This window comes from Micromonospora sp. CNZ322 (assembly GCF_007827755.1).
In genome coordinates, this window is record NZ_VITD01000010.1 from 59212 (window position 1) to 80960 (window position 21749).

The window sequence follows — 21749 nt, forward strand, 5'->3', positions numbered from 1 at the left end:
TAGTTGACCATTTCGTCCCTGTTGCAGGGGCATGTCCCGAGCGGAAATTCTGACCTTGACAACGTGAGCGGGCTGCCATCAACTAGTCGGATGAGCGATCCGGCCGTCGACGCGTCCCGGCCGGAGGCCGTTCCCGTCTCCCCGGCAGGGCTGGCCCTGGACCGCCTCGCCGACTATCTGGCAACGCACCGACCCGAACTGGCCGTCGGGCCGCTGCGTGCCACGCTGATCGCGGGCGGCAAGTCCAACCTCACCTACCTGCTGCGTCTCGGCGACCGCGAGGTGGTGCTGCGCCGCCCACCGCTGGGCCACGTGCTGGCGACCGCGCACGACATGGCGCGCGAGTTCCGCGTCATCTCGGCGCTGGCACCGACCGATGTGCCGGTCCCGGGCGCGCTGCTGCTCTGCACCGACCCGGAGGTGATCGGCGCGCCGTTCTACCTCATGGAGCGGATGCCCGGCGAGGTGTTCCGCACCCGCGCGCAGACCGACCCGCTGGGCGACGAGCGCCGCCGCGCCCTCGCCATGGCCATGATGGACACGCTCGCCGCGCTGCACAACGTCGAGCCGTCCAGCGTCGGGTTGGCTGACTTCGGCCGCCCCGAGGGCTACCTCGCCCGGCAGGTCCGCCGCTGGGCCGGGCAGCTCGACCGCTCCCGCAGCCGGCCGCTGCCCGGCATCGACGAACTGCGTGACCTGCTCGCGGCGACCGCCCCGGAGGGCGCGAACGCCGGCCGGATCGTGCACGGCGACTTCAGGCTGGACAACCTCCTCGCCTCGGCCGACCCGGTCGCCGTGCACGCGGTGCTCGACTGGGAGATGGCCACCCTCGGCGATCCTCTCGCCGACCTGGGGCTGCTGCTGACGTACTGGGACGTGCTCGGCGGCAGCGACACCGCCGCGGGCAACCCCGTCGCCGACGGGCTCGGCCCGCGCGCCGACTTTCCCACCGGCAGCGAGCTGATCGACAGGTACGCCGGACGCAGCGATGTCGACGTCGGGCCGCTGCACTGGCACGTGGCGCTGGGCTGTTTCAAGCTCGCGGTGATCTGCGAGGGCATCCACTACCGCCACACGCTCGGGCAGACGCTCGGCGAGGGCTTCGACCGGATCGGCGAGATGGTGGCACCGCTGGTCGCGCACGGGCTGACCGCCGCCAGGGAGCGGTGATGGACTTCTCATACGACAGCCGGACCGAGGAGCTGCGCGACGAGCTGACCCGGTTCCTGACCGAGCACGTCTACCCGGCCGAGGCCGTGCACGCCGAGCAGGTGGCCGCCGGGGACCCGTGGTCGCGTACCCCGGTGTTGGGTGAATTGAAGGCGGAGGCCCGCAAGCGCGGCCTGTGGAACCTCTTCCTGCCCGACCCGCGCTACGGCGCCGGCCTGACCAACCTCCAGTACGCCCCCCTGGCCGAGCTGACCGGGCGCAGCCCGCACCTCGCGCCGGAGGCGGTCAACTGCGCGGCACCGGACACCGGCAACATGGAACTGCTGGCCGAGTTCGGGTCGGAGGCGCAGCAGAAGCGCTGGCTGATGCCGCTGCTGGAGGGTGAGATCCGCTCGGCGTTCTGCATGACCGAGCCGGACGTCGCGTCCTCCGACGCCACCAACATCGCCACCCGGATCACCCGTGACGGCGACGAATACGTGATCAACGGACGGAAGTGGTGGTCGTCCGGGGCCATGGACCCGCGCTGCGAGATCTTCATCGTGATGGGCAAGACCGACCCCACCGCCGACCGGCACCGCCAGCAGAGCATGGTGCTGGTCCCCCGCGACACCCCCGGGGTGACAGTGCGCCGAGGCATGACCGTCTTCGGCTACACCGACGGTTCACACGGCGGGCACGCCGAGATCGACTTCACCGACGTCCGGGTGCCCGCGGAGAATCTGATCGGCGCCGAGGGCACCGGCTTCGCCATCGCCCAGGCCCGGCTGGGTCCGGGCCGGATCCACCACTGCATGCGGCTGATCGGAATGGCTGAGCGGGCATTGGAGCTGCTCTGCCGCCGCGCGAACGAACGGATCGCGTTCGGCCGACCGCTGGCCGAGCAGGGCGTGGTTCGGGAGTGGATCGCCGAGTCCCGGGTCCGCATCGAGCAGGCCCGGCTGCTGGTGCTCAAGACGGCCTGGCTGATGGACACCGTCGGCAACAAGGGCGCCCACACCGAGATCCAGGCCATCAAGATCGGCACGCCGGCGATGGCGGAGTGGGTGATCGACAAGGCCATCCAGGCCTACGGCGGCGCCGGTGTCAGCCAGGACACACCACTGGCCGCCCTCTGGGCGCAAACTCGCACCCTGCGCCTCGCCGACGGCCCCGACGAGGTGCACCGCAACTCCCTGGCCAAGCGCGAACTCCGCCGCTGGGCCCCCACCCCCGCCTGACCCCCCCACCCGCTCACCCTTCTTGATCATGAAGTTATTGCCCTCCGCATCGGCGTGTCACGGCAATAACTTCATGATCAACCGGGGAAGGTCTGGGGGTGCCCAGGTCCTGGGGGGTCCGGGGAACTGGGGGGGTAGTGGGTTAGGCGGAGGCTCGGTGGACCAGTTGGGTGTCCAGGAGGATGTGGGAGGCGGGTAGCTCCTCGCCACGGATCCGGGCCACCAGCAGGCGGGCCATCTGCCGGCCCATCTCCTCCACCGGCTGGAAGACAGTGGTCAACGGCGGTTCGGCCTGTCGGGCGATGGTCGCGTCGTCGAAGCCGATCACCGCGACGTCCTGCGGAACGCGGCGGCCGGCCTCGCGCAGGGTACGCAGTGCGCCGAACGCCATCAGGTCGGACGCGACGAAGACCGCGTCCAGGTCCGGGCAGACCTCCAGCAGCCGGCGCATTCCCGCCGCGCCGCTGCCCTCGCTGAAGTCGCCGTACGCGATCAGGTCGGGGTTGACGCTGGCGCCGGTGGCCTTTACCGCGTCGGTGTAGCCCGCCAACCGGGCCAGGCCGGCACCCATGTCCTGCGGACCGGCGATGGTGGCGACGCGTCGCCGCCCCTGCCTCGCCAGGTACTCCACGGCCTGCCGGGCCCCGCCAACGTTGTCCACGTCGACAAACCAGGCCGGTTGGGCGCCGGGTTGCAGCATGCGGGCGGGCCGGCCGCCGAGCACGGCGGGCAGGCCGCGTTCCTCCAGCAGCGTCGGCAGGGGGTCGGAGTCGTGCAACGACAGCAGCAGTACGCCGTCGACGTGCTGGTTGGTGAGGTGGTGCTCGACCCGTTCCCGCTCCACCGGCGACTGTGCCATGGCCAGCCAGAGCTGCATCGGCGTCTCCAGCAACCCGGAGCTGATCCCCCGCACGATGCTGGCGAAGAACGGCTCGGTGAAGACCCGCTCGCCGGATTCGGACACCACCAGCGCGACGGAGTCGGTCCGCTGGGTGACGAGCGCACGGGCGGCCCGGTTCGGCACGTACCCCAGCTCTGCGATGGCCTGTTGGACCGCGGCCCGGGCCTCCGGGCTGACCTGGGGCGAGCCGTTGACCACGCGGGAGACCGTGCCCCGACCGACGCCGGCACGCGCCGCGACCGCGTCGAGGGTCGGGCGCCCGAGCGACCGGGTGCGCTGCGTTGTCATCGTCTGCTCCTCCGACGGCGGGCGGACCCGGCGCCACCTGCGGGAGGTGGACGCCGGGGCCGTCCTGATGGCTGGCCCGAGCCTATTGTGCGGCCAGACCGTTGCGCCGGATCACCGAGGCGTACCACTTGGCGCTGGACTTGGGGGTGCGGACCTGGCTGTCATAGTCGACGTGGATCATGCCGAACCGCTTGGTGTAACCCCAGGCCCACTCGAAATTATCCATCAACGACCAGGCAAAGTATCCCCGCAGAGGCACTCCGGCGTCGATCGCCTCGTGGGCGGCGCGCAGGTGGGCATCGAAGTAGGCCAGCCGATCGACGTCGTCGACCTGCCCGTCGACCACTGAGTCGACGAACGCGGAGCCGTTTTCGGTGACGTACAGGGGCAGATCGGTGTAGCCGTTCACCCGGCGCAGCGTCTCGGTCAGACCCGGGGCGTCGATCTCCCAGCCCATGTCGGTGACCGGAACGCCACGGGTGACGAACCGGACGTCCTCGCTGCCCGGCCAGCACGAGGGGGCCGGGTCGGCCTCCACGCCCTCGACCGGCGCGGCGACCACGTGCCGGCTGTAGTAGTTGACCCCGACCAGGTCCAGCGGCGTGGAGATGGTCGCCAGGTCGCCGTCGCGCACGTGCTCGAAGTCGGTCACCGTGCTGAGGTCGGCCACCAGGTCCTCCGGGTACGACCCGCGCAGCAGCGGGTCGAGGAAGAACCGGTTGGCCAACCCGTCGATCCGCCGGGCGGCGTCCCGGTCGGCGGGACTGTCACTGGCCGGGTCGACCGGGTAGAGGTTGACTGTCACACCCACCTCGGCGGCCGGCCGGGCGGCCCGCAGTGCCTGCACGGCCAGGCCGTGACCGAGCATCAGGTGGTGTCCGGCGCGCACCGCGTCCGCTCCGTTGGTGCGGCCGGGGGCGTGCACCCCCGAGCCGTAGCCGAGGAACGCGGAGCACCACGGCTCGTTCAGTGTGGTCCAGTAGCGCACCCGGTCACCGAGCGCGTCGGCCACCAGGGTGGTGTAGTCGGCGAAGCGGGCAGCGGTGTCCCGCGCCGGCCAGCCGCCGGCGTCTTCCAACGGCTGCGGCAGGTCCCAGTGGTAGAGGGTGAGCCACGGCTCGATGCCGTTGGCCAGCAGCTCGTCCACCAGCCGCCGGTAGAAGTCCAGGCCGCCCGGGTTGGCCGCGCCGGTGCCGGTGGGCTGCACCCGGGACCAGGAGACCGAGAAACGGTACGACTTCAGGCCCAGCTCGGCCATCAGCGCGACGTCGTCGCCGAGGCGGTGGTAGTGGTCGCACGCCACGTCCCCGGTGTGTCCGGCGACGACCCGACCCTCGGTGTGGCTGAAGGTGTCCCAGATCGACGGGGCACGGCCGTCCACGGCCGCCGCTCCCTCGATCTGGTACGCCGCCGTCGCGGCCCCCCAGAGGAATCCGGGTGGAAAGGTCAGCCCGGGGCGCTCGTCGAGGACATCGACGGCGGGTGGGCTGGCGGGGTTGCTCACGACTTGACGGCACCTTCCATGATCCCGCCGATGATCTGGCGGCCGAACACGAGAAAGACGATTACCAGGGGGATGGTGCCGATCGCCGTGGCGGCGAACACCTGGGAGTAGTCGGTGTAGTAGGCGTACGAGAGGAAGGAGAGCGAGACCTGCAGGGTCGGGTTCTCCGGGGTGAGGATGGCGTACGGCCACAGGAACGAGTTCCAGGTCTCCATGAAGGTCAGCAGACCGAGGACACCGGCGGCGGGACGCAGCGCGGGCAGCACGATGCTCCAGTAGATCCGGAACGTGCTCGCGCCGTCGACGCGGCCGGCCTCGATCAGCTCGTCGGAGATCGCCTGGCTGGCGTACTGCCGCATCATGAACACGCCGAAGGCGGTGACCAGGAACGGCACGGTGACCGCGTAGAGGGTGTCGTACCACCCCAGGTCCTGCATCATGCCCCAGAGCGGGATGAGCCCCATCTGGGTCGGGATCATCATGGTGACGATGATCGCCAGCAGGAGGGCATTGCTGCCGCGGAACTTCAGCTTGGCGAAGGCGAACCCGGCCAGCGAACCGGTGAGCACCACCGACAGGGTGACCACCGAGGAGACGATGATCGAGTTCATCATGCCGGTGAGGAAGTTGGCGGCGTCGTTGTCGAGCACCCGCCCGAAGTTGTCACCGAACGCGCCACCGGGGGTCAGCGGCGGCGGCACGTCGTTGATGTTGTCCAGGCTGCGACTGCCGATCACCAGCATGTAGTAGAACGGGTAGATCGACAGCAGCGCCGCCAGGACGAGCGCCAGGTAGGTCAGCGGGCTGGTGCGCCACAGGCGCTGGGAAGCCGAGATCATCGATCTCTCCTCACTTCGCCGAGCGGCGGACGAGTAGGAAGTTGAACAGCGACACCACGATGATGATCATGAAGATCGCCCAGGCGACCGCGGCTCCGTAGCCGGCGGTGTTCAGGTTCACGATGCCCATCTCGTACATGTACATGGCCAGCGTCTGGAACTCTCGCTGGTTGCCGCCGATGATGTTGCCGTTGCCGAAGAGCAGGGGCTCGGTGAAGAGCTGCATGCCGCCGATCGTGGACAGGATGACCACGAAGATGAAGGTGGGCTTGAGCATGGGCAGGGTGATCTGCCAGAACTGTCGCCACGGACTGGCACCGTCGATCTCCGCGGCCTCGTAGAGGTCCTTCGGGATCGCCTGCATGCCGGCGAGCAGGATCAGGGTGTTGTACCCGGTCCACCGCCAGTTGACCATGGAGGAGATGGCCGTCCAGGAACTCCACCGGTGCCCGTCCCAGTCGACCGGGTCGACACCGACGAAGCTGAGCAGCCAGTTGAACAGGCCGAACTCGCGCTGGAACAACATCCCGAAGACGATCGCGACCGCGGCCACCGACACCACGTTCGGCATGAAGATGGCCATCCGGAAGAAGGTCTTGGCGCGCAGGAGGCTCCGGTTCAGCAGGTTCGCCAGGAAGAGGGCGAGCAACAACTGCGGGATGGTCGACAGGGCGAAGATGCCGAACGTGTTGACCAGCGCGTTCCAGAAGTACTCGTCGGACACCAGCCGGGTGTAGTTGTCGAAGCCGATGAACGTGTGCTCGCCGATCATGTCCCAGTCGTGCAGCGACATCCAGGCGGTACGCAGCATCGGGTACAGCCCGAATACGCCGAAGATCAGGAAGAACGGAGCGATGTAGAGGTACGGCGAGTACTTGACATCGAGGCGGTTGAGTAACCTTCCCCGTCGACGTCGGCGATCGACGTCGGGAGAAGGCGGTGCTGCTGGCGACGGCCGTGCCGTCGTGGCCGACAGGCTCATGCGAATTTCCTTTTCCGGCGAGGCCCGGGGGCCCTCGCGCAGGGCGCTACGCGGAGGGGACCGGCCGGTGGCGTCCGGGAAACCCCGAACGCCACCGGCAGGGAATCACTCAGAAGGCACCCTGAGTCTTTGCGTCCTTCGTGAACTGCTCCCAGGCCTTGGCCTTGTCGGCCTGCCCGTTCTCGAACGCCCGCAGGGCCGGCTCGAGCGCGTTCTCCTTCACCGCCTGGTGCTTCGGACCCAGGTGGATCGGCTGGATCTTGGCGACGCTCTCCCCGAAGATCTTGCCGGTCGGCGCGTTGCTGAAGTACTCGTTGGTGTAGCCGAGGAAGGCCTCGTTCTTCAGCGCCTCCAGGTTGGTGGGCAGCGGGCCCTTGAGCTTGAAGGCCTCCACCTGGCTCTTCGCGTTGGTCAGGTACTCGGCGAGCTTCGCCGCCTCCTTCGGGTACTTGCTCTGCGCCGGAACCGCGAGCCACGAGCCGCCCCAGTTACCGCCGCCGCCCGGCACGGACGCGACGTCCCACTTGCCCTTGTTGGCCGGACCGGAGTTGTCCGACACGATGCCGAGCATCCAGGACGGGCAGAAGGTGGCCGCGAAGGTGCCCTGCTTGAAGCCACCCGACCACTCCGGCGACCAGGTGGACGCCTTGGCGGAGATGTCCGCCATCGAGGTGGCGGTGTCCCAGGCGTTCTTCACCGCGGGGCTGGTGTCCGCGATGATGTTGTCTTCCTTGTCGTAGAACAGGTCACCGTTGCCCTGGAAGAGCACACCGTTGGAGACGGCGGTGATCGAGTCGATGAACGCCTTGCCGCCGCTGCCCTGCTTGTACTTCAGACCGGCGTCGTGGAAGCCCTTCCAGTCCGGCCAGAGCGCCGACACCTGGTCGCGCTCGGCGGGCAGGCCGGCCGCCTGGAACAGGTCCTTGCGGTAGCAGACGGCGAGGCTGCCGACGTCGGTCGGCAGACCGATCAGCCGGCCGTCCGGCGCCTTGCCCAGCTCCCACTTCCAGGGCAGGTATTCCTTCGAGTGGTCGGCGACCAGCGGGCTGAGGTCGGCCCAGTTGCGCGCGTTGGGCTTGAACTCGTTGAGGATGCCCTCTTCCAGGGCGGTGACGTCCGCCGCGCCCTTGCCGGTGGCCAGGTAGCGGACCAGCTTCGGCCGGTACTCGCCGAGCTGTGCGGTCTTGCGCAGCTCGACCTTGATGCCGGTGTCCTTCTCGTACTGCTTGACGAGCTCGTCGTAGCCCATCTCGCCGAAGGTGTCGACGACCAGCTTGGCCGGCTTCTCGCCGGCCGCAGGCTTGTCGTCGTCGTTGCCGCAGGCTGCGAGACCGCTGACCGCGGTGATCGCGGCCAGGGCAGCGGCCGCCAGGCGGGTACGCCGCGTGGTGACACTCATTCGCTGACCCCTCTTTCCGGTGGTGAGGCTGATGTGTGTGGTGGGGGGTGCCCATCGCGCCGGGCCGGGGTCCGTGAGTGACACACACCACCTCCGGGAGCGCTCCCATGAGATTGCCGGCGGGTAACGGGAGTGTCAATAGGACGTTGGGAGCGTTCCCAGATCGTTACCGCTGACCACTCACACCGCACCCACCCCAACCACACCCCGTGCCCCACCCAGGTGATCAAGAGGTTTCGGTCAGGAAACGGAGCCCTGCTGACGCAAACTTCTTGATCAACAACGCGGGGGCCCGAGGGGCGGGCGGGTCAGCAGAAGTGGCGGAGGAGGGTGGTTGCGCGGGTGGGGTCGAACCGGGACGGGTCGAAGGTCGAACCCGCCCAGTCGCGCAGCACCGCGTGGCGGGAACTGACGGGGTCGGCCGTGGCGCTCCGGTCGTCCAGGGCTTCCAGGAGCGCCTGGTAGCCCAACGGCCCGCCGACACCCTCCGGCGGGCAGGCCCGTTCGCCGGCCAGGCAGACCGGATACCGCTCGTCGGGGTCGGCGGTCAACGCGTCCTCCACGACCAGGTCGTGCTCCCACCAGTCGCCGAAGTCGTACGTGTAGGAGAACCGGCTGCCCTTCCCGAGCACCGCGTCGAGCCGCACGTCCAGCTCGTCGTGCAACGCCAACTCCCCGTCCGGGTCCGGCTCGCCGTACTGCATCGCGTCGATCTCGAACGAGTGCAGGTGGCAGTCCCGCCAACCCATCGCGTGCTGCACCACCCGGTGCAGCCGGTCCAGCGTGTAGCCGGCCGGCACGAGCACCCGGCGCCACACCGGCGGGCGGGTCCCGGTGAGGGACATCTTCAGCTGGAAGATCTGACGCGACATGCTGTCCTGTCCTCCCGCGGCTTAGGCTGCGAGCATGATCTGCCGAGCGTGCCGGGCCCGGCGACACGACGACTGCCCGGGCCGGAACTGGTGCGACTGCCAGCACCGTACCGCCGAACCCACCCCTCCGGTCACCGGCCCGGCCGGCGAATGACCGTCGGAATTCCGATCCGACGGCTCTGGCCCGAGCCGTCGACGCAGCCGCTCGACGACGCCGCGCTGACCGCCCTCTACGGCCGCGCCGACAAGCCCCGACTGCGGATGAACTTCGTGGCCAGCCTGGACGGCGCGGTCACCGTGGACGGCTACTCCGCCGGGCTCTCCGGCGAGCCGGACAAGCGGGTGTTCGGCCTGCTGCGGATGGTCTGCGACGCACTGGTCGTGGCCGCCGGCACACTTCGCCACGAGGAGTACCGGGCGGTCCGGCTCAACGAGCGCCGCCGCGCCTGGCGCCGTGCCAACGGGCTGGCCGAGTACCCGACGCTGGTGGTCGTCTCCGGTTCGCTCGACCTGGATCCGGCGCAGGCCGCCTTCGCCGACGCGCCGACCCGCCCGGTGGTGCTCACCCACGCCGACGCCGATCCGCCGCCCGGGCTGACCGACGTCGCCGACGTGCTGCGCTGCGGCGCCGAGCGGGTCGACCTGGCGGCCGGTCTCGCCGAACTGCACCGCCGCGGGCTCACCCAACTGCTCTGCGAGGGCGGCCCACACCTGTTCGGCGCGCTCACCGCCGCCGACCTGGTGGACGAGCTGTGCCTCACCGTCTCGCCGCTGCTGGCCGGGCCCGGCCCCGGCCGGATCACCGCCGGCGACGCGGCACCACCCCGGCACCTGCCACTGCGCCACGTGCTCGCCGCCGAGGACGGCGTCCTCCTGCTCCGCCACGCCCGTCCGTAACCCGCCGTCGCCCGGTCACACACCCACCGTCGTGAGTGTGACGGCGCATGGTGTCGTCCGACGCGTCGCGTGGCGACCTGTCGTACTCCTCGGGCAGGATGCAGGGCATGCGCGCCGACCGTGATGCCCGAGCGACCCGAGTCGCCCGATGACCGATGCCGACCTCGACAGCCCTGGCGAGGCGGTCGGGCGGGTGCTGGGTACCGCCGACGCCACCCCGTTGCAGTTCTGGACGGCCGTGGCGCCCGGCAGTTACCTCCAGCTCGACGACGTGGTGGTCACGCGACGGGAGCTGCCGGACCGGGAGCCGGTGACGATCGCCGGGGTGGTGACCCAGGTCCGCGCTCGGCACGAGGGCGCCCAGTTCGACTCCGACGTGTTCGCCATCGCCGACGGCACGCTGCCGGCACAGGTGCAGGAGGCGGCCGAGGTCACCACCACCCGGGTCGATCCCGAGCTGTACGTGCCGCCGACCCCGGGCGCGGTGGTGTTCCGGGCCGAGGGCGACGCCCGGGCCCGCGCGCTGCACTTCGACCGGATGGAGCGGCGCATCCCGATGGGGATGGGTCGGGACGGGGTCCCGGTCTACCTCAACGCCGACTTCCTCGACGGCAGTCGGGGCGCGCACGTCTCCATCTCCGGCATCTCCGGGGTGGCCACCAAGACCAGCTTCGCCACCTTCCTGCTCTACTCGGTCTTCCGCTCCGGGGTGCTGGGCGGCGACGCGGTCAACGCCAAGGCGCTGATCTTCAACGTCAAGGGTGAGGACCTGCTCTTCCTGGACCACCCCAACACCCGCCTCGACGATCCCACCCGCGCGGCGTACGCGAAGCTCGGGTTGAGCGCCGGCGCCTTCCCCGACGTGCGGGTTTACGCTCCACCCCGGGTCGGCGACTCGGCCGGCACGCCGGATGTGAGCAGCCGGCTCACCGGGGTGGATTCGTTCTACTGGACGCTGAGCGAGTTCTGCACCGACCGTCTGCTGCCGTACGTCTTCGCCGACGCCGACGACGAGCGCCAGCAGTACACGATGGTGGTCCACTCGGTGGCCGCGCACCTGGCCCGCTACGCCCAGCCCGCCGACGGCGGGGTGAGCATCGACGGGGTCCGGCTCGGCTCCTACGGCGACCTGGTCGACCACATCGTCGATCAGCTCAACGACGACGAGACCCGCTCCGACTGGGCGGGCAGCGCGGTGGGGCTGGGCACCGTCAACGCGTTCGCCCGGCGGTTGATCGGCAGCAAGAAGGACCTGGCCCGGCTGATCCGCGGTGACCTCGCCACCCGCCGCCCCCACTCGATCAACACGAGCGAGTCGGCCCAGGTCACCGTGGTCGACCTGCACAACCTTCCCGACCGCGCGCAGCGGTTCGTGGTCGGTGTGACGCTCAAGAGCGAGTTCGAGCGCAAGGAGAAGTCCGGCACCGCCAAGCCGCTGCTCTTCGTCGTCCTCGACGAGCTCAACAAGTACGCCCCCCGGGAGGGCTCCTCGCCGATCAAGGAGGTCCTGCTCGACATCGCCGAGCGGGGCCGTTCGCTCGGGGTGATCCTGATCGGCGCGCAGCAGACGGCGAGCGAGGTGGAGCGGCGGATCGTCACCAACTCGGCGATCCGGGTGGTCGGCCGGCTCGACCCGGCCGAGGCGTCCCGCCCGGAGTACGGCTTCCTGCCGCCCGCGCAGCGCCAGCGGGCGTTGCTGGCCAAGCCAGGCACCATGTTCGTCAACCAGCCGGACATCCCGGTGCCGCTCTGCCTGGAGTTCCCGTTCCCGGCCTGGGCCACCCGGGTCTCCGAGGCGGGCCGGGCACCATCGGAGACGCTGCGCTCGATCACCCAGTCCGCCGACCCGTTCGCCGTGGTGGGTTCCGGCGGCGGCACCGACGACGACATCCCGTTCTAGCTAGGGGCCGGCACAGCCATGAAGATCCTGCACACCTCCGACTGGCACGTGGGAAAGGTGCTCAAGGGGCAGTCCCGGGCCGACGAGCACAAGGCCGTGCTGGCCGGGGTGATCGAGATCGCCCGTGCCGAGCAGCCGGATCTGGTGATCGTCGCCGGTGACCTCTACGACACGGCCGCGCCCAGCTCGGAGGCGACCCGCCTGGTCACCAGGGCGTTGACGGCGCTGCGGCGGACCGGCGCGGACGTGGTGGCGATCGGCGGCAACCACGACAACGGCCCGGCGCTGGACGCGCTGCGCCCGTGGGCCGATGCCGCCGGCATCACCCTGCGCGGCGGGGTGCGGGAAAATCCGGACGAGCACGTCATCGACGGCACCACCGCCGGTGGCGAGCGGTGGCGGCTGGCCGCGTTGCCGTTCCTGTCTCAGCGGTACGCGGTGCGCGCGTTGGAGATGTACGAGCTGACCGCCGCGGAGACCAACCAGACGTACGCCGACCACCTGGGCCGGGTGCTGGGGCGACTGACCGAGGGTTTCACCGAACCGGACCGGGTGCACCTGGTCACCGCGCATCTGACGGTGACCGGCGCGGCCACCGGTGGTGGCGAGCGCGACGCGCACACCGTGTTGGGCTACGCCGTTCCGGCCACCGTCTTTCCGGCTACCGCGCACTACGTGGCGCTGGGTCACCTGCACCGGGCGCAGCGGGTCGCGGGCCCCTGCCCGGTGCGGTACAGCGGCAGTCCGCTCGCCGTGGACTTCGGTGAGCAGGAGAACATCCCCTCGGTGACGATGGTCGAGGTGACGGCCAGCACCGCCGCCCGGGTGCGGGAGGTGCCGGTGACGGCGGCGAGCGCGCTGCGCACGGTGCGGGGCACCCTGGCCCAGCTCGCCGAGATCGAGGCACCGGACGCGTGGCTGCGGGTCTACGTGCGGGAGCAACCCCGGGCCGGCCTGCGCGAGGAGGTCCAGGAGCTGCTCCCCCGGGCCCTGGAGATCCGGATCGACCCGGAGCTGTTGGCCGCGCCGGGCAGTGGCGCGCGCATCGCCCAGCGGTCGGGGCGTTCGCCCCGGGAGTTGTTCGCCGACTACCTGGACAGCCGGGGCCACGCCGACGAGGGTGTCCGGGAGCTCTTCGACGAGCTTTTCGAGGAGGTCGAGCACTGATGCGTCCGATGCGGTTGGACATGGCCGGGTTCACGGTCTTCCGGGACGAGACCACAGTCGACTTCACCGACGCCGACTTCTTCGCGCTGATCGGCCCGACCGGTTCGGGCAAGTCGACAGTGCTGGACGCGATCTGCTTCGCCCTCTACGGCATGGTGCCCCGCTGGGGTGGTGCCCGAGGGTTGGCGAACGCGCTCGCGCCGTCGGCGACCGAGGCGCGGGTGCGGTTGGTCTTCGAGTCCGGCGGTGCCCGTTACGTGGCGACCCGGGTGGTCCGCCGGGACGGCCGGGGCAACGTGAAGACCGCGAACGCCGGGTTGCAGCTGATGCCGGCCGGCTTCGACGTGACCAAACTGGACACCGGTCTGAGCCCGGACGACCTCGGCGAGGTGGTGGCCGGCACCCCCGCCGAGATGGAGCAGGCGGTGCTGGAGGCGGTCGGGTTGCCGTACGAGCAGTTCACCAGCTGTGTGGTGCTGCCACAGGGGCAGTTCGCCGACTTCCTGCACGCCAAGCCGGCGACGCGGCAACAGATCCTGGTCAACCTGCTGGGCCTCGGCGTCTACGAGGACGTGCAGAAGAAGGCGACGGCGCGCGCCGCGCAGGCGGAGGCCCGGCTGGAGGCGGTCGACCAGGTGCTCGCCGGGTTGACCGGCGTGGACGACGAGGCGTTGGCCGAGGCCGACGCCCGGGTGGAGCGGATGGCCGAGCTGGCGGCCGCGGTGGCCGAGGCGGTGCCGGAGCTGGCGGCGGCCCGGGTCACCGCACGGGAGGCCGCGGCGGCGCTGACCGCGCTGGACGACGAGCTGACCGTGCTGACCGGGGTGCGCGCGCCGGCCGGGGTGACCGCTGTCGCTCGCGCGGTCGCCGCGGCGCGGGCCGACGCCGAGGCGGCGGCGACCGCGGTGTCGCTGGCCGAGGAGCGGGAGGACAAGCTGCGCGGTGAGCTGGCCGCCGCCGGTGACGAGAGCGCGCTGCGACTGCAACTGCGGGCGTACGACGATCGGGATCGGCTGTCCGGCGAGGCCGACACGGTCCGGGCGACGGTGCGCGCGGCGAATGACGAGCATGCCGCCGCGGTGGCGGCGCTGGCCGCCGCACGGGTGGTCGCCGAGCGGACCGACGCCGAGCTGGAGGCGGCCTTCCGGGCGCACGAGGAGGCGAAGGCCACCGACCTCGCGGTGAGTCTGCGCGTGCATCTGCATGCCGGTGCGGCGTGCCCGGTGTGCGAGCAACCGGTGGCCGAGGTGCCGGCGGTGCCGGCCGATTCGGCGGTGGCCGCCGCGACGGCGGCGGGCAAGGCCGCGCGGGCCGCGACCAAGGCCGCGCAGGCGACCGTTCAGGAGCGGGACACGGCGGCGCGGGAGCTGGAGCGGCTGCTGGTACAGGCGCGAACCCGGCAGGAGCAGATGGAGGCCCGGCTGGCCGAGCTTGACGGCCAGCTCTCCGGCGCGGCCGAGCCGGCCGTGCTGCGCCGGGAGTTGGCCGAGCACGCCCGGTTGCGGCGTGCGCTGGAGGAGGCGGCGACCGCGGTCCGGGCCGGCCGCGAGACCGCTCGGCAGGCCCGGGCCGGGGTGGACGCCGCCGAGGAGCGGCTGCGGGCGGCGTGGCGGGCCTTCGACACCGCCCGTGACGGGTTGGCCCGGTTCGGCCCACCGGCGACCGATCGGGACGACGTGGCCGCCGCGTGGGCGGCGCTGACCGGGTGGGCGACCGCCGAGGCGGACCGCCGCCGCGCCGAGCGGGCCGGTCGGGCCGCCGCCGTGGCGGAGGCCGAGTCGCTGGCCGACGGGGTGCAGCGGGCCATCGCGGGCATCTTCGCGGCCGCCGACGTGCCGGTCGGCGACGACCCGGTGCACGCGGCGACAGTGGCTGTGGAGCGGGCCGACGCCGACCGGCGGCGGCTGCACGAGCGTCGCGAGCAGGCCGGGACGTTGCGCGAGCAGCGGGCGGGGCACGAGCGGGAGGCGCAGGTGGCGCGCGCGCTCGCCGGGCACCTGCGGGCCAACAACTTCGAGCGGTGGTTGCTGGCCGAGGCGTTGGACCTGCTGGTCGACGGCGCGTCGGGGATCCTGCGCGAGTTGTCCTCCGGGCAGTACGAGCTGGTGCACGACAAGGGCGAGTTCGTGGTGGTCGACCACCACGACGCGGGGCTGCGTCGCGGCGTGCGCACCCTCTCCGGCGGTGAGACGTTCCAGGCGTCGCTGGCGCTGGCGTTGGCGCTCTCCGAGCAGTTGGCCGGGATGTCCACCACGGCGGCGAGCCTGGAGTCGATCGTCCTGGACGAGGGTTTCGGCACGCTCGACGCCGCCACCCTGGACACGGTGGCGGCGACCCTGGAAAACCTGGCGGCCCGGGGCGATCGGATGGTCGGCGTGGTCACCCACGTGCCCGCGCTGGCCGAGCGGATTCCGGTCCGCTTCGAGGTGCGCAAGGATGCCCGGTCCGCGCGCGTGGAGCGGACCGGCCGGTGAGCGACGCCGCGTTCTTCGTGGATTCGTGGGATCCGGCGTACGGGGCGTCGTTCGAGGCGTCCGCCGCTGGGCCGGCCGCGCCGAGCAGCGCCCAGGTCGACGCGGATGTGGAGTTGCCCGCCGTGGACTGGCGGGCGATCGGGGTACGCCCCGGGGTGCGGGCGCCCGACGTGGTGTTGTTGGTCGACGGGGTTCGCCGCATCGACGCGAGCATCTGGACGGCCGAGACCGACGGCCTGTCGTTCCCCGGGTTGGCCGCCTCGTACGCGGCCGGGGTGGTCCGGTGTGACCTGGGGCGGGGTGCGGCGCAGTTGGCGGGTACCCGGGTTGGTCGGGGCCTGTTCACCGCGAGCCCGTCGGCGCAGGATGTGGTGGCGGGCGCGATCCGTTACCCGGTGCACCGGGTGGGTGGCACCGGTGAGCTGGCGAAGTTGCCGGCCGCCGTGCAGGGCCCGCTGACCGCGTTGGAGGTGGCGGTGTCCGACGCCGCCCGGGTCGACGGTGACCTGTTGGTGGTGGACGGCCCGCTGCGCAGTCGTCGGCAGTTGCCGCGCACCCTCGGCTACATCAAGACGCAGCACAGTCAGTACCTGGATGCCCGGCTGACCGCTGTGGTGACGGGTATGGCCTCGGGTGAGCGCTCCCCGGTGTTCCGGCTCGGCACCGCCTGGGGTGGTTGGTCGTGGTATTTGCGGCTGCCGGTGGCGATCGGCGCGCCGTGGGCGGGCATCGTTCGGGTGGAGTGCTCCGCCGACCTGCCCGTCGAGGCGGCGATCGAGTTGGCCGACCTGTCGCTGGTGACCCTGCCGCGCTTCGCGTCCACCCCGTACAAGGATCCTCGGGCCCCGCAGAACCTGATCCCGATCGCTGGCCTGGAGCGCCGACTGCGGGCCCTGCTCGGCGATTCCCGGCTGCTGCACCGCGCGCTGACCGCCGCGGCCCGCGCCGCCCGATGAGCGCGGATACTGGTTCCGGTGGGGCGTAAACGGGCGGGTGACCGGGTGGTCGAGCAGGTGGACACCGGGCTGGCGGAGCTCGTCCCGGCCCCGGACCGGGCCGGCTCGTGGACGCTGCTGCTGGACGGCGCGCCGCAGTCGCACGTCGACCTGACCGACCCCACCCACCTCGAGTTCGAGTACGTGCGGCGGTTGGCTGCCGCCGTGGATCTGATCGCACCGGCCGGTGAGCCGCTGCGGGTGCTGCATCTGGGTGGCGGCGCGCTGACCCTGCCCCGGTACGTCTCCGCCACCCGGCCCGGGTCGACCCAGCGGGTGTCCGAGGTGGACGGTGCGCTGGTGGAGCTGGTCCGTCGGGCGTTGCCGTGGCCGTCCGATGCCAGGTTGCGGGTCCGGGTGGAGGACGCCCGGGCGGTGCTGGCGTCCAGTCGGGAGGCCAGCTACGACGTGGTGGTCGCCGACGTGTTCGCCGGTGCGCGTACGCCAGCCCACCTCACGTCGGTGGAGTACACGGCCGAGGTGGCCCGGGTGCTCCGCCCCGCCGGGTGGTACCTGGCGAACCTCGCCGACGGCCCGCCGCTGCGGCACGCCCGAGGGCAGGTCGCCACGGTCCGTTCGGTGCTGCCGCAGGCCTGCCTGATCGGGGACGCGGCGGTGCTGCGTGGGCGCCGGTACGGGAATCTGGTGCTGGTCGCCGGGCGGTCCACACCGCCGGTGCCGGAGCTGACCAGACGCGCTGCCGGCGACTGGTTCCCCGGCCGGGTGGTGGCCGGCGACGAGCTGGACCGCTTCGTCGGTGGCGCGCAGGTGGTGCGGGACGCCGACGCCACCGGCTCCGATCCGCCACCGCCGGGGCTGTTCTCAGTGCGCCGCTGACCGTCCACTCGACGGCGGCGGGGAAGTTTTTTCGTCGTTTGTTGATCCGCTGGGGCCAGCGCTGCGTACCACCGGGCGGCCCACCTCGTGGGCCGGTGTTGGTCACGGAACATCCCGGAGGTCTGCATGCACGCGGTGGCGGCCGGTTGGCATGGCGACGCGGTACGCGCTGACTGGTTGTCGGCGCGACCCTCGTCACGGTCAACCTCGTCTGCCCGGGGGGTCGACGCGCGGGCGACGCCTCGCCAGAATGGTCCGGTGACGCCGCGACCGGCGCCCGGGCGCCATCAGGCGACGACGACCGAGGCCAGCCACTCCGACCAGTTGATCCGTCAGCTCTATGCCGAGCACGCCGGCCCGTTGCTGATGTTCGTCATGCGTCTCACCGGGGGGGACCGGCAGCGCGCGGAGGACATCGTCCAGGAGACGCTGCTGCGGGCCTGGCGCAACGCGCACCGCCTGGGCACCCAGGGGCAGGGTTCGCTGCGGCCGTGGTTGGTCACTGTGGCCCGCCGCATCGCCATCGACGAGCACCGCAGCCAGGAGGCCCGGCCGCCGGAGACGTACGACCGGGACCTCACCGCGTTCGCCGAGGCGGACAGCACCGACCGGGTGCTGCGGACCATGACGGTGGCGGACGCGCTGCGTACGCTCAGTCAGTCGCACCGGGAGATCCTGATCTCGACGTACTTCCGGGGGCGGACGGTGCCGGAGGCCGCCGAGGAGTTGGGCCTGCCGCTCGGCACCGCCAAGTCGAGGGTCTATTACGCGCTGCGCGCGCTGCGCACGGCTCTGCAGGAGCGGGGGGTGACAGAATGAGCCGGCCGGACCACATGGACGTCGCGGCGTACGCGCTCGGTGTGCTCGACGAGCAGGACACTGAGCGGTTCGAGGAGCATCTCGCCACCTGCTGGGCGTGCGCGGCCGAGTTGGAGACGATGGTGCCGGTGGTCGGGCTGCTCTCCGACATCGACGGCGAGACGATGATGGCGCTGGAACAGACGGCGACCGACCCGGCCCTGCTGGACCGGACGCTCGGCGCGGTCCGGGCCGACCGGCGGCGTACCCGGTTTCGTCACATGCTCGCCACGGCCGCCGCGGTGGTGGTCTTCGGCGGTCTGAGCGGGTACGGCTTCGTCAGCGTGACCGGCAACCAGCAGTCGCCGGGGGTGCTCGCCGAGTCGACGCCGAGCGCGCCCAACGACCCGCCGACCAGCGGGCCGACGGCCGCGCCGAGCGGCCCGGGCGTGGGCGGCACCGAGGTGGAGGGTGACCAGGTCGAGGCGACCGACCCGACCACCGGTGTGCAGACCACCATGTTCCTGGTGACGAAGGATTACGGCACCAGGATCAATTTCAGCCTGCGGAAGCTGCCCGGCCCACGCATCTGCCGACTGGTGGTGGTACGCAAGAACGCCACCACCGAGGTCATCTCGACCTGGTCGGTGCCGGATGGCGGTTATGGCACCAACACCCGGCCGCAGGGTCTCGAACTGAGCGCCTCGACGTCGGCTCTGCCGAAGGACATCAAGCAGCTCCAGGTGCAGTCGGTGGATGCCAACGGCGTGGCGAGTCCGCTGGTCACCGTACCCATGTAAGCGCGGTTACCGCATCGGCGCCGGTCATTGTCACAATGACCGGCGCCGATCTGTCGTTGCGCGAAGGGTCCCTCGCGGGGGCGTACGCATGGAGGCGGAAAACGGTTCAATCGGTTTACGTGAAATTGACCACTGTTACTACTTCAACCTTGACAGCCCGCACGCCGTACCTATGGGTGAACTGTCAAGAATGAGGAGGGCACGTGGCACAGATGAAGCGGACCGTCATCGTCGCGAGCGCGATGGTCGCACTAACGGCCTGCGCTCCCGCGGGTTACGACGGGGCGAACTCGAGCGCGGCCGAGCCGGTCGCCGTCGCCGCGGCCGAGCCCACCGCGACGGTTGAACCTGAGGCCTCGGCCTCCCCGGAGGCGCCCGCCGCCGACGCCCCGCCCGCGGACGTCGACCTGACCGACAAGTTGATCGGTAAGAGTGTCGCCCGGATGGGCAAGGTGGTCACCGACCAGGACGGCTGGATCCTATACCGCTTCGACAAGGACACCGCCGACCCGCCGTCGTCGAACTGCGTCGACAAGTGCGCCGAGGTGTGGCCCCCGGCACTGACCGACGGCAACCCTGAGCTCACCGGCGTCTCCGACGACAAGGTCGGCAGCGTGACCCGGCAGGACGGCACCCGTCAGCTCACCGTCGGCGGCTGGCCGGTCTACCGCTACATCGGTGACAAGAAGCCCGGCCAGTGGAAGGGCCAGGCTGTCGGTGGCACCTGGTTCGTGGTCCAGCCGGACGGCAAGAAGAACCTGAGCTGCCTGCCCAAGGGCACGCCGAAGGCTGTCGCACCGCCGGCGGACAGCGGCTCGAACGACGCTGGCGGCTCGGGCTACTCGTACTGAGCCTGGTCGCCCATGAGGGCACGGTGGTCGGTCGTCGCCGGGGAGGGCGCGACCGGCCACCGTCGTGTCCGGGGTGGGTCAGGTCCGTTCCCACGGGCTCGGCACCGGGAAGTACGTTTCCAGGAACGGAATGAGCAGCGCCAACTGCGCGTCGAGGTCCTCCTCGACGGAGAACGCGTCGTTCAGGCAGAACACCTGCCGATCCCGACGGGCGAGCAGGTGCGCCAACCGGGCGGGTGTGTCCGGGTGGGACAGCTCGGCGATGGTGTAGCGCAGGTTCCCCGGTGCCGCGCGACCGGTGTGGAACGCGTAGTAGTGGTGCAGCGACGAGGCGACCGACAGGTCGTCCATGCTGCGGAACTGACTCGCCGCGGTCCGCCGGTACTGCTGCGGGAACGTCTGCTCGATCTCCTGGAGCACGCTCCGCCGCAGCGCGTGCGGCATGTGCTTCATCTTCTGGGTCAGCACGGTGCCGAACCGCTCCGCGATCAACGCCCGGTTGTTCTTCCCGGCCGCCGACGACGGGATGTCCCCGGCGGCGGGTGGGCCCGGCGGCACCAGGGCCGGCGAGGGAAAGAACCGGGAGATGCCGTTGGCCAGGAAGAAGTCCTGGGGCAGCACCTCGGTGCCGAGGAAGACGTCATCGTTGAAGTACAGAAAGTGCTCGGAGAGCCCGTCGATGTGGTGCAGCTGACTCTCGATGGCGTGCGAGTTGTACGTCGGCAGCACCGTCGGGTCGGTGAAGATCTCCCGATGGCTGACCACCCGCAGCCCGGTGGCGGACGGGTCCAGCCAGGTCGGCACCTGGTCGTCGGTCACCACGTAGACATGTCGTACCCAGGGCGCGAACATGTGCAGCGACCGGAGCGAGTAGCGCAGCTCGTCGCGGCTGAGGAAGCGGGCCGCGCTCGCCGCCTCCGCGTGGTACGGCACCCCGGCCACCTCGGCCCGTCGGCGTAGCCAGACCGGGTCGGCGCCGTCGACCCAGGTGTAGACCACGTCGACCGGGAACGGCACATCGTCCGGGCGGGGTGCGGCGAACTCCGGACGGGTCCAGGCGGTCGCGGGCGCGGCGGCGGGCGCCAGGCCGGTGAACCGCGACTCCGGTACGAGGACCAGCGGCGCCGCCACCGTCACCTGTTCGGCGACGGCGTTGGGTCGCGGCGCGACGAGCGTGTCACCCTCCCGGGTCCAGAACTCGACGTCGCACCCGTACGCCTGCCCCAGCACCAACCGCCGCTGGGGGTCGGTCCAGTACCAGGTCAGCCGCACCACCGGGGCGTCGGCCAGCCGGTCCCAGGACTTTGGTTCGAAGCCGGCGGCCGGCTGCCCGGTACCGTCCGGCACGCCGACGTAACCGGGGACCCGACCGCAGGCGGCGGCGAGTGCGGCGTACGCCCGCACGCGGTGCGCGGCGTCGACGGCGACCACCGACGAGCGGTGGGTTTCGTCGCGTACCCGGAAGTGGGGTACGCCGGCCTCGTCGAGCGCCGCCGTCACCGCGGTGAGATTGTCCAGCCGTGCCATCAGGGGGGTGACCGCCCCGATCCGGGCCACCCGGGGTCCCCGGTCGGCGGTGACGACCACCCGGTCCGCGCCAGCCAGCAACTCCGGCTGGCGGCGGGCCAGCCGTTCGCCCCGGCGCTCGGAGAGGTGACCGTCGCGCGCGGCCCGGGCGACCCACTGCTTCAGCTGGTGCCGGGCCCGAGGGCTCACCTTCGTCGCGATGGCACGCCGGGTCTGCGGGCTCAGCACCCGGCGGTACACCTCCACGAACCCGGTGGGTTCGGCCAGCGCCCGGGCTGGCTCCCCCGGCGGGGGCTTCGACTCGGTCACCGCTCGTTTCTCCTTGTGT

The 21749-nt window shown here is 71.2% G+C and carries 18 protein-coding genes; 11 read left to right on the forward strand and 7 right to left on the reverse strand.

From position 1 onward, the window contains the following. Positions 1 to 90 precede the first annotated feature (90 nt). On the forward strand, positions 91 to 1170 hold the full coding sequence (locus FB453_RS22680) for a phosphotransferase family protein (RefSeq protein ID WP_145793195.1): 1080 nt from the start codon (positions 91 to 93) through the stop codon (positions 1168 to 1170). Continuing rightward, complete coding sequence (locus FB453_RS22685; RefSeq protein ID WP_145793197.1) at positions 1170 to 2390, forward strand: acyl-CoA dehydrogenase family protein; 1221 nt, start codon at positions 1170 to 1172, stop codon at positions 2388 to 2390. The genes FB453_RS22680 and FB453_RS22685 overlap by 1 nt, the downstream gene beginning before the upstream one ends. A 142-nt stretch (positions 2391 to 2532) precedes the next feature. Here FB453_RS22685 and FB453_RS22690 read toward each other — a convergent pair whose 3' ends face one another. From FB453_RS22690 to FB453_RS22715, 6 genes are all read right to left on the reverse strand, one after another. Then, a complete protein-coding gene (locus FB453_RS22690) occupies positions 2533 to 3579 on the reverse strand; it encodes a LacI family DNA-binding transcriptional regulator (RefSeq protein WP_091400709.1) in 1047 nt (348 codons plus the stop codon). Between the two features lie 82 nt (positions 3580 to 3661). Next, positions 3662 to 5083, reverse strand: coding sequence for a GH1 family beta-glucosidase (locus tag FB453_RS22695; RefSeq protein WP_112736907.1), 1422 nt, complete (start codon positions 5081 to 5083; stop codon positions 3662 to 3664). Next, positions 5080 to 5922 carry a carbohydrate ABC transporter permease gene (locus tag FB453_RS22700; protein ID WP_091400707.1) on the reverse strand — a complete coding sequence of 281 codons (843 nt, stop codon included), beginning with the start codon at positions 5920 to 5922 and terminating at the stop codon, positions 5080 to 5082. The genes FB453_RS22695 and FB453_RS22700 overlap by 4 nt, the downstream gene beginning before the upstream one ends. Positions 5923 to 5932: 10 nt before the next feature. Continuing rightward, on the reverse strand, positions 5933 to 6904 hold the full coding sequence (locus tag FB453_RS22705; RefSeq protein WP_145793199.1) for a carbohydrate ABC transporter permease: 972 nt from the start codon (positions 6902 to 6904) through the stop codon (positions 5933 to 5935). Positions 6905 to 7013: 109 nt separating this feature from the next. Continuing rightward, positions 7014 to 8303, reverse strand: a complete 1290-nt coding sequence (locus FB453_RS22710; protein ID WP_112585001.1) for an ABC transporter substrate-binding protein — start codon at positions 8301 to 8303, stop codon at positions 7014 to 7016. A 308-nt stretch (positions 8304 to 8611) separates the two neighbouring features. Continuing rightward, positions 8612 to 9175, reverse strand: coding sequence for a plasmid pRiA4b ORF-3 family protein (locus FB453_RS22715; RefSeq protein ID WP_145793201.1), 564 nt, complete (start codon positions 9173 to 9175; stop codon positions 8612 to 8614). Between the two features lie 150 nt (positions 9176 to 9325). On the opposite strand from FB453_RS22715, the gene FB453_RS22720 reads away from it, so the two are divergent. The 9 genes from FB453_RS22720 to FB453_RS22760 all read left to right on the forward strand — a co-directional run bounded on the left by FB453_RS22720 (position 9326) and on the right by FB453_RS22760 (position 19894). After that, positions 9326 to 10072, forward strand: a complete 747-nt coding sequence (locus FB453_RS22720; protein ID WP_091400703.1) for a pyrimidine reductase family protein — start codon at positions 9326 to 9328, stop codon at positions 10070 to 10072. A gap of 148 nt (positions 10073 to 10220) precedes the next feature. Next, the gene (locus FB453_RS22725) at positions 10221 to 11972 is read left to right on the forward strand and encodes an ATP-binding protein (RefSeq protein ID WP_145793203.1); all 1752 of its coding nucleotides are present in this window, start codon (positions 10221 to 10223) and stop codon (positions 11970 to 11972) included. An 18-nt stretch (positions 11973 to 11990) separates the two neighbouring features. Further along, positions 11991 to 13139 (forward strand): exonuclease SbcCD subunit D, encoded by a 1149-nt coding sequence (locus FB453_RS22730; RefSeq protein WP_112584988.1) that lies wholly within the window; start codon positions 11991 to 11993, stop codon positions 13137 to 13139. After that, complete coding sequence (locus FB453_RS22735; RefSeq protein WP_145793205.1) at positions 13139 to 15613, forward strand: AAA family ATPase; 2475 nt, start codon at positions 13139 to 13141, stop codon at positions 15611 to 15613. The genes FB453_RS22730 and FB453_RS22735 overlap by 1 nt, the downstream gene beginning before the upstream one ends. Next, positions 15610 to 16569, forward strand: coding sequence for a hypothetical protein (locus FB453_RS22740; RefSeq protein ID WP_112584984.1), 960 nt, complete (start codon positions 15610 to 15612; stop codon positions 16567 to 16569). The genes FB453_RS22735 and FB453_RS22740 overlap by 4 nt, the downstream gene beginning before the upstream one ends. 18 nt (positions 16570 to 16587) lie before the next feature. Then, complete coding sequence (locus FB453_RS22745; RefSeq protein ID WP_112584982.1) at positions 16588 to 17445, forward strand: spermidine synthase; 858 nt, start codon at positions 16588 to 16590, stop codon at positions 17443 to 17445. A gap of 126 nt (positions 17446 to 17571) precedes the next feature. After that, the gene (locus FB453_RS22750) at positions 17572 to 18264 is read left to right on the forward strand and encodes a sigma-70 family RNA polymerase sigma factor (RefSeq protein WP_091400696.1); all 693 of its coding nucleotides are present in this window, start codon (positions 17572 to 17574) and stop codon (positions 18262 to 18264) included. Further along, entirely contained in the window at positions 18261 to 19043 is a 783-nt protein-coding gene (locus FB453_RS22755) for a zf-HC2 domain-containing protein (protein ID WP_145793208.1), read from the forward strand. Before FB453_RS22750 ends, FB453_RS22755 begins: the two co-directional genes overlap by 4 nt. Before the next feature lie 203 nt (positions 19044 to 19246). Beyond that, entirely contained in the window at positions 19247 to 19894 is a 648-nt protein-coding gene (locus tag FB453_RS22760; RefSeq protein ID WP_145793210.1) for a COG4315 family predicted lipoprotein, read from the forward strand. A 78-nt stretch (positions 19895 to 19972) separates the two neighbouring features. On the opposite strand, the gene FB453_RS22765 is transcribed toward FB453_RS22760, so the two are convergent. Continuing rightward, positions 19973 to 21730 (reverse strand): stealth family protein, encoded by a 1758-nt coding sequence (locus FB453_RS22765; RefSeq protein ID WP_222431389.1) that lies wholly within the window; start codon positions 21728 to 21730, stop codon positions 19973 to 19975. Positions 21731 to 21749 lie beyond the last annotated feature (19 nt).

What these genes read in the sequence shown, in the direction of transcription:
- FB453_RS22730 (WP_112584988.1), top strand. Translation starts at nt 11,991, where the DNA reads ATGAAGATCCTGCACACCTCCGACTGGCACGTGGGAAAGGTGCTCAAG.
- FB453_RS22725 (WP_145793203.1), top strand. Translation starts at nt 10,221, where the DNA reads ATGACCGATGCCGACCTCGACAGCCCTGGCGAGGCGGTCGGGCGGGTG.
- FB453_RS22685 (WP_145793197.1), top strand. Translation starts at nt 1,170, where the DNA reads ATGGACTTCTCATACGACAGCCGGACCGAGGAGCTGCGCGACGAGCTG.
- FB453_RS22715 (WP_145793201.1), bottom strand. Translation starts at nt 9,175, where the DNA reads ATGTCGCGTCAGATCTTCCAGCTGAAGATGTCCCTCACCGGGACCCGC.
- FB453_RS22755 (WP_145793208.1), top strand. Translation starts at nt 18,261, where the DNA reads ATGAGCCGGCCGGACCACATGGACGTCGCGGCGTACGCGCTCGGTGTG.
- FB453_RS22700 (WP_091400707.1), bottom strand. Translation starts at nt 5,922, where the DNA reads ATGATCTCGGCTTCCCAGCGCCTGTGGCGCACCAGCCCGCTGACCTAC.
- FB453_RS22680 (WP_145793195.1), top strand. Translation starts at nt 91, where the DNA reads ATGAGCGATCCGGCCGTCGACGCGTCCCGGCCGGAGGCCGTTCCCGTC.
- FB453_RS22720 (WP_091400703.1), top strand. Translation starts at nt 9,326, where the DNA reads ATGACCGTCGGAATTCCGATCCGACGGCTCTGGCCCGAGCCGTCGACG.
- FB453_RS22735 (WP_145793205.1), top strand. Translation starts at nt 13,139, where the DNA reads ATGCGTCCGATGCGGTTGGACATGGCCGGGTTCACGGTCTTCCGGGAC.
- FB453_RS22690 (WP_091400709.1), bottom strand. Translation starts at nt 3,579, where the DNA reads ATGACAACGCAGCGCACCCGGTCGCTCGGGCGCCCGACCCTCGACGCG.
- FB453_RS22705 (WP_145793199.1), bottom strand. Translation starts at nt 6,904, where the DNA reads ATGAGCCTGTCGGCCACGACGGCACGGCCGTCGCCAGCAGCACCGCCT.
- FB453_RS22710 (WP_112585001.1), bottom strand. Translation starts at nt 8,303, where the DNA reads ATGAGTGTCACCACGCGGCGTACCCGCCTGGCGGCCGCTGCCCTGGCC.
- FB453_RS22750 (WP_091400696.1), top strand. Translation starts at nt 17,572, where the DNA reads ATGCACGCGGTGGCGGCCGGTTGGCATGGCGACGCGGTACGCGCTGAC.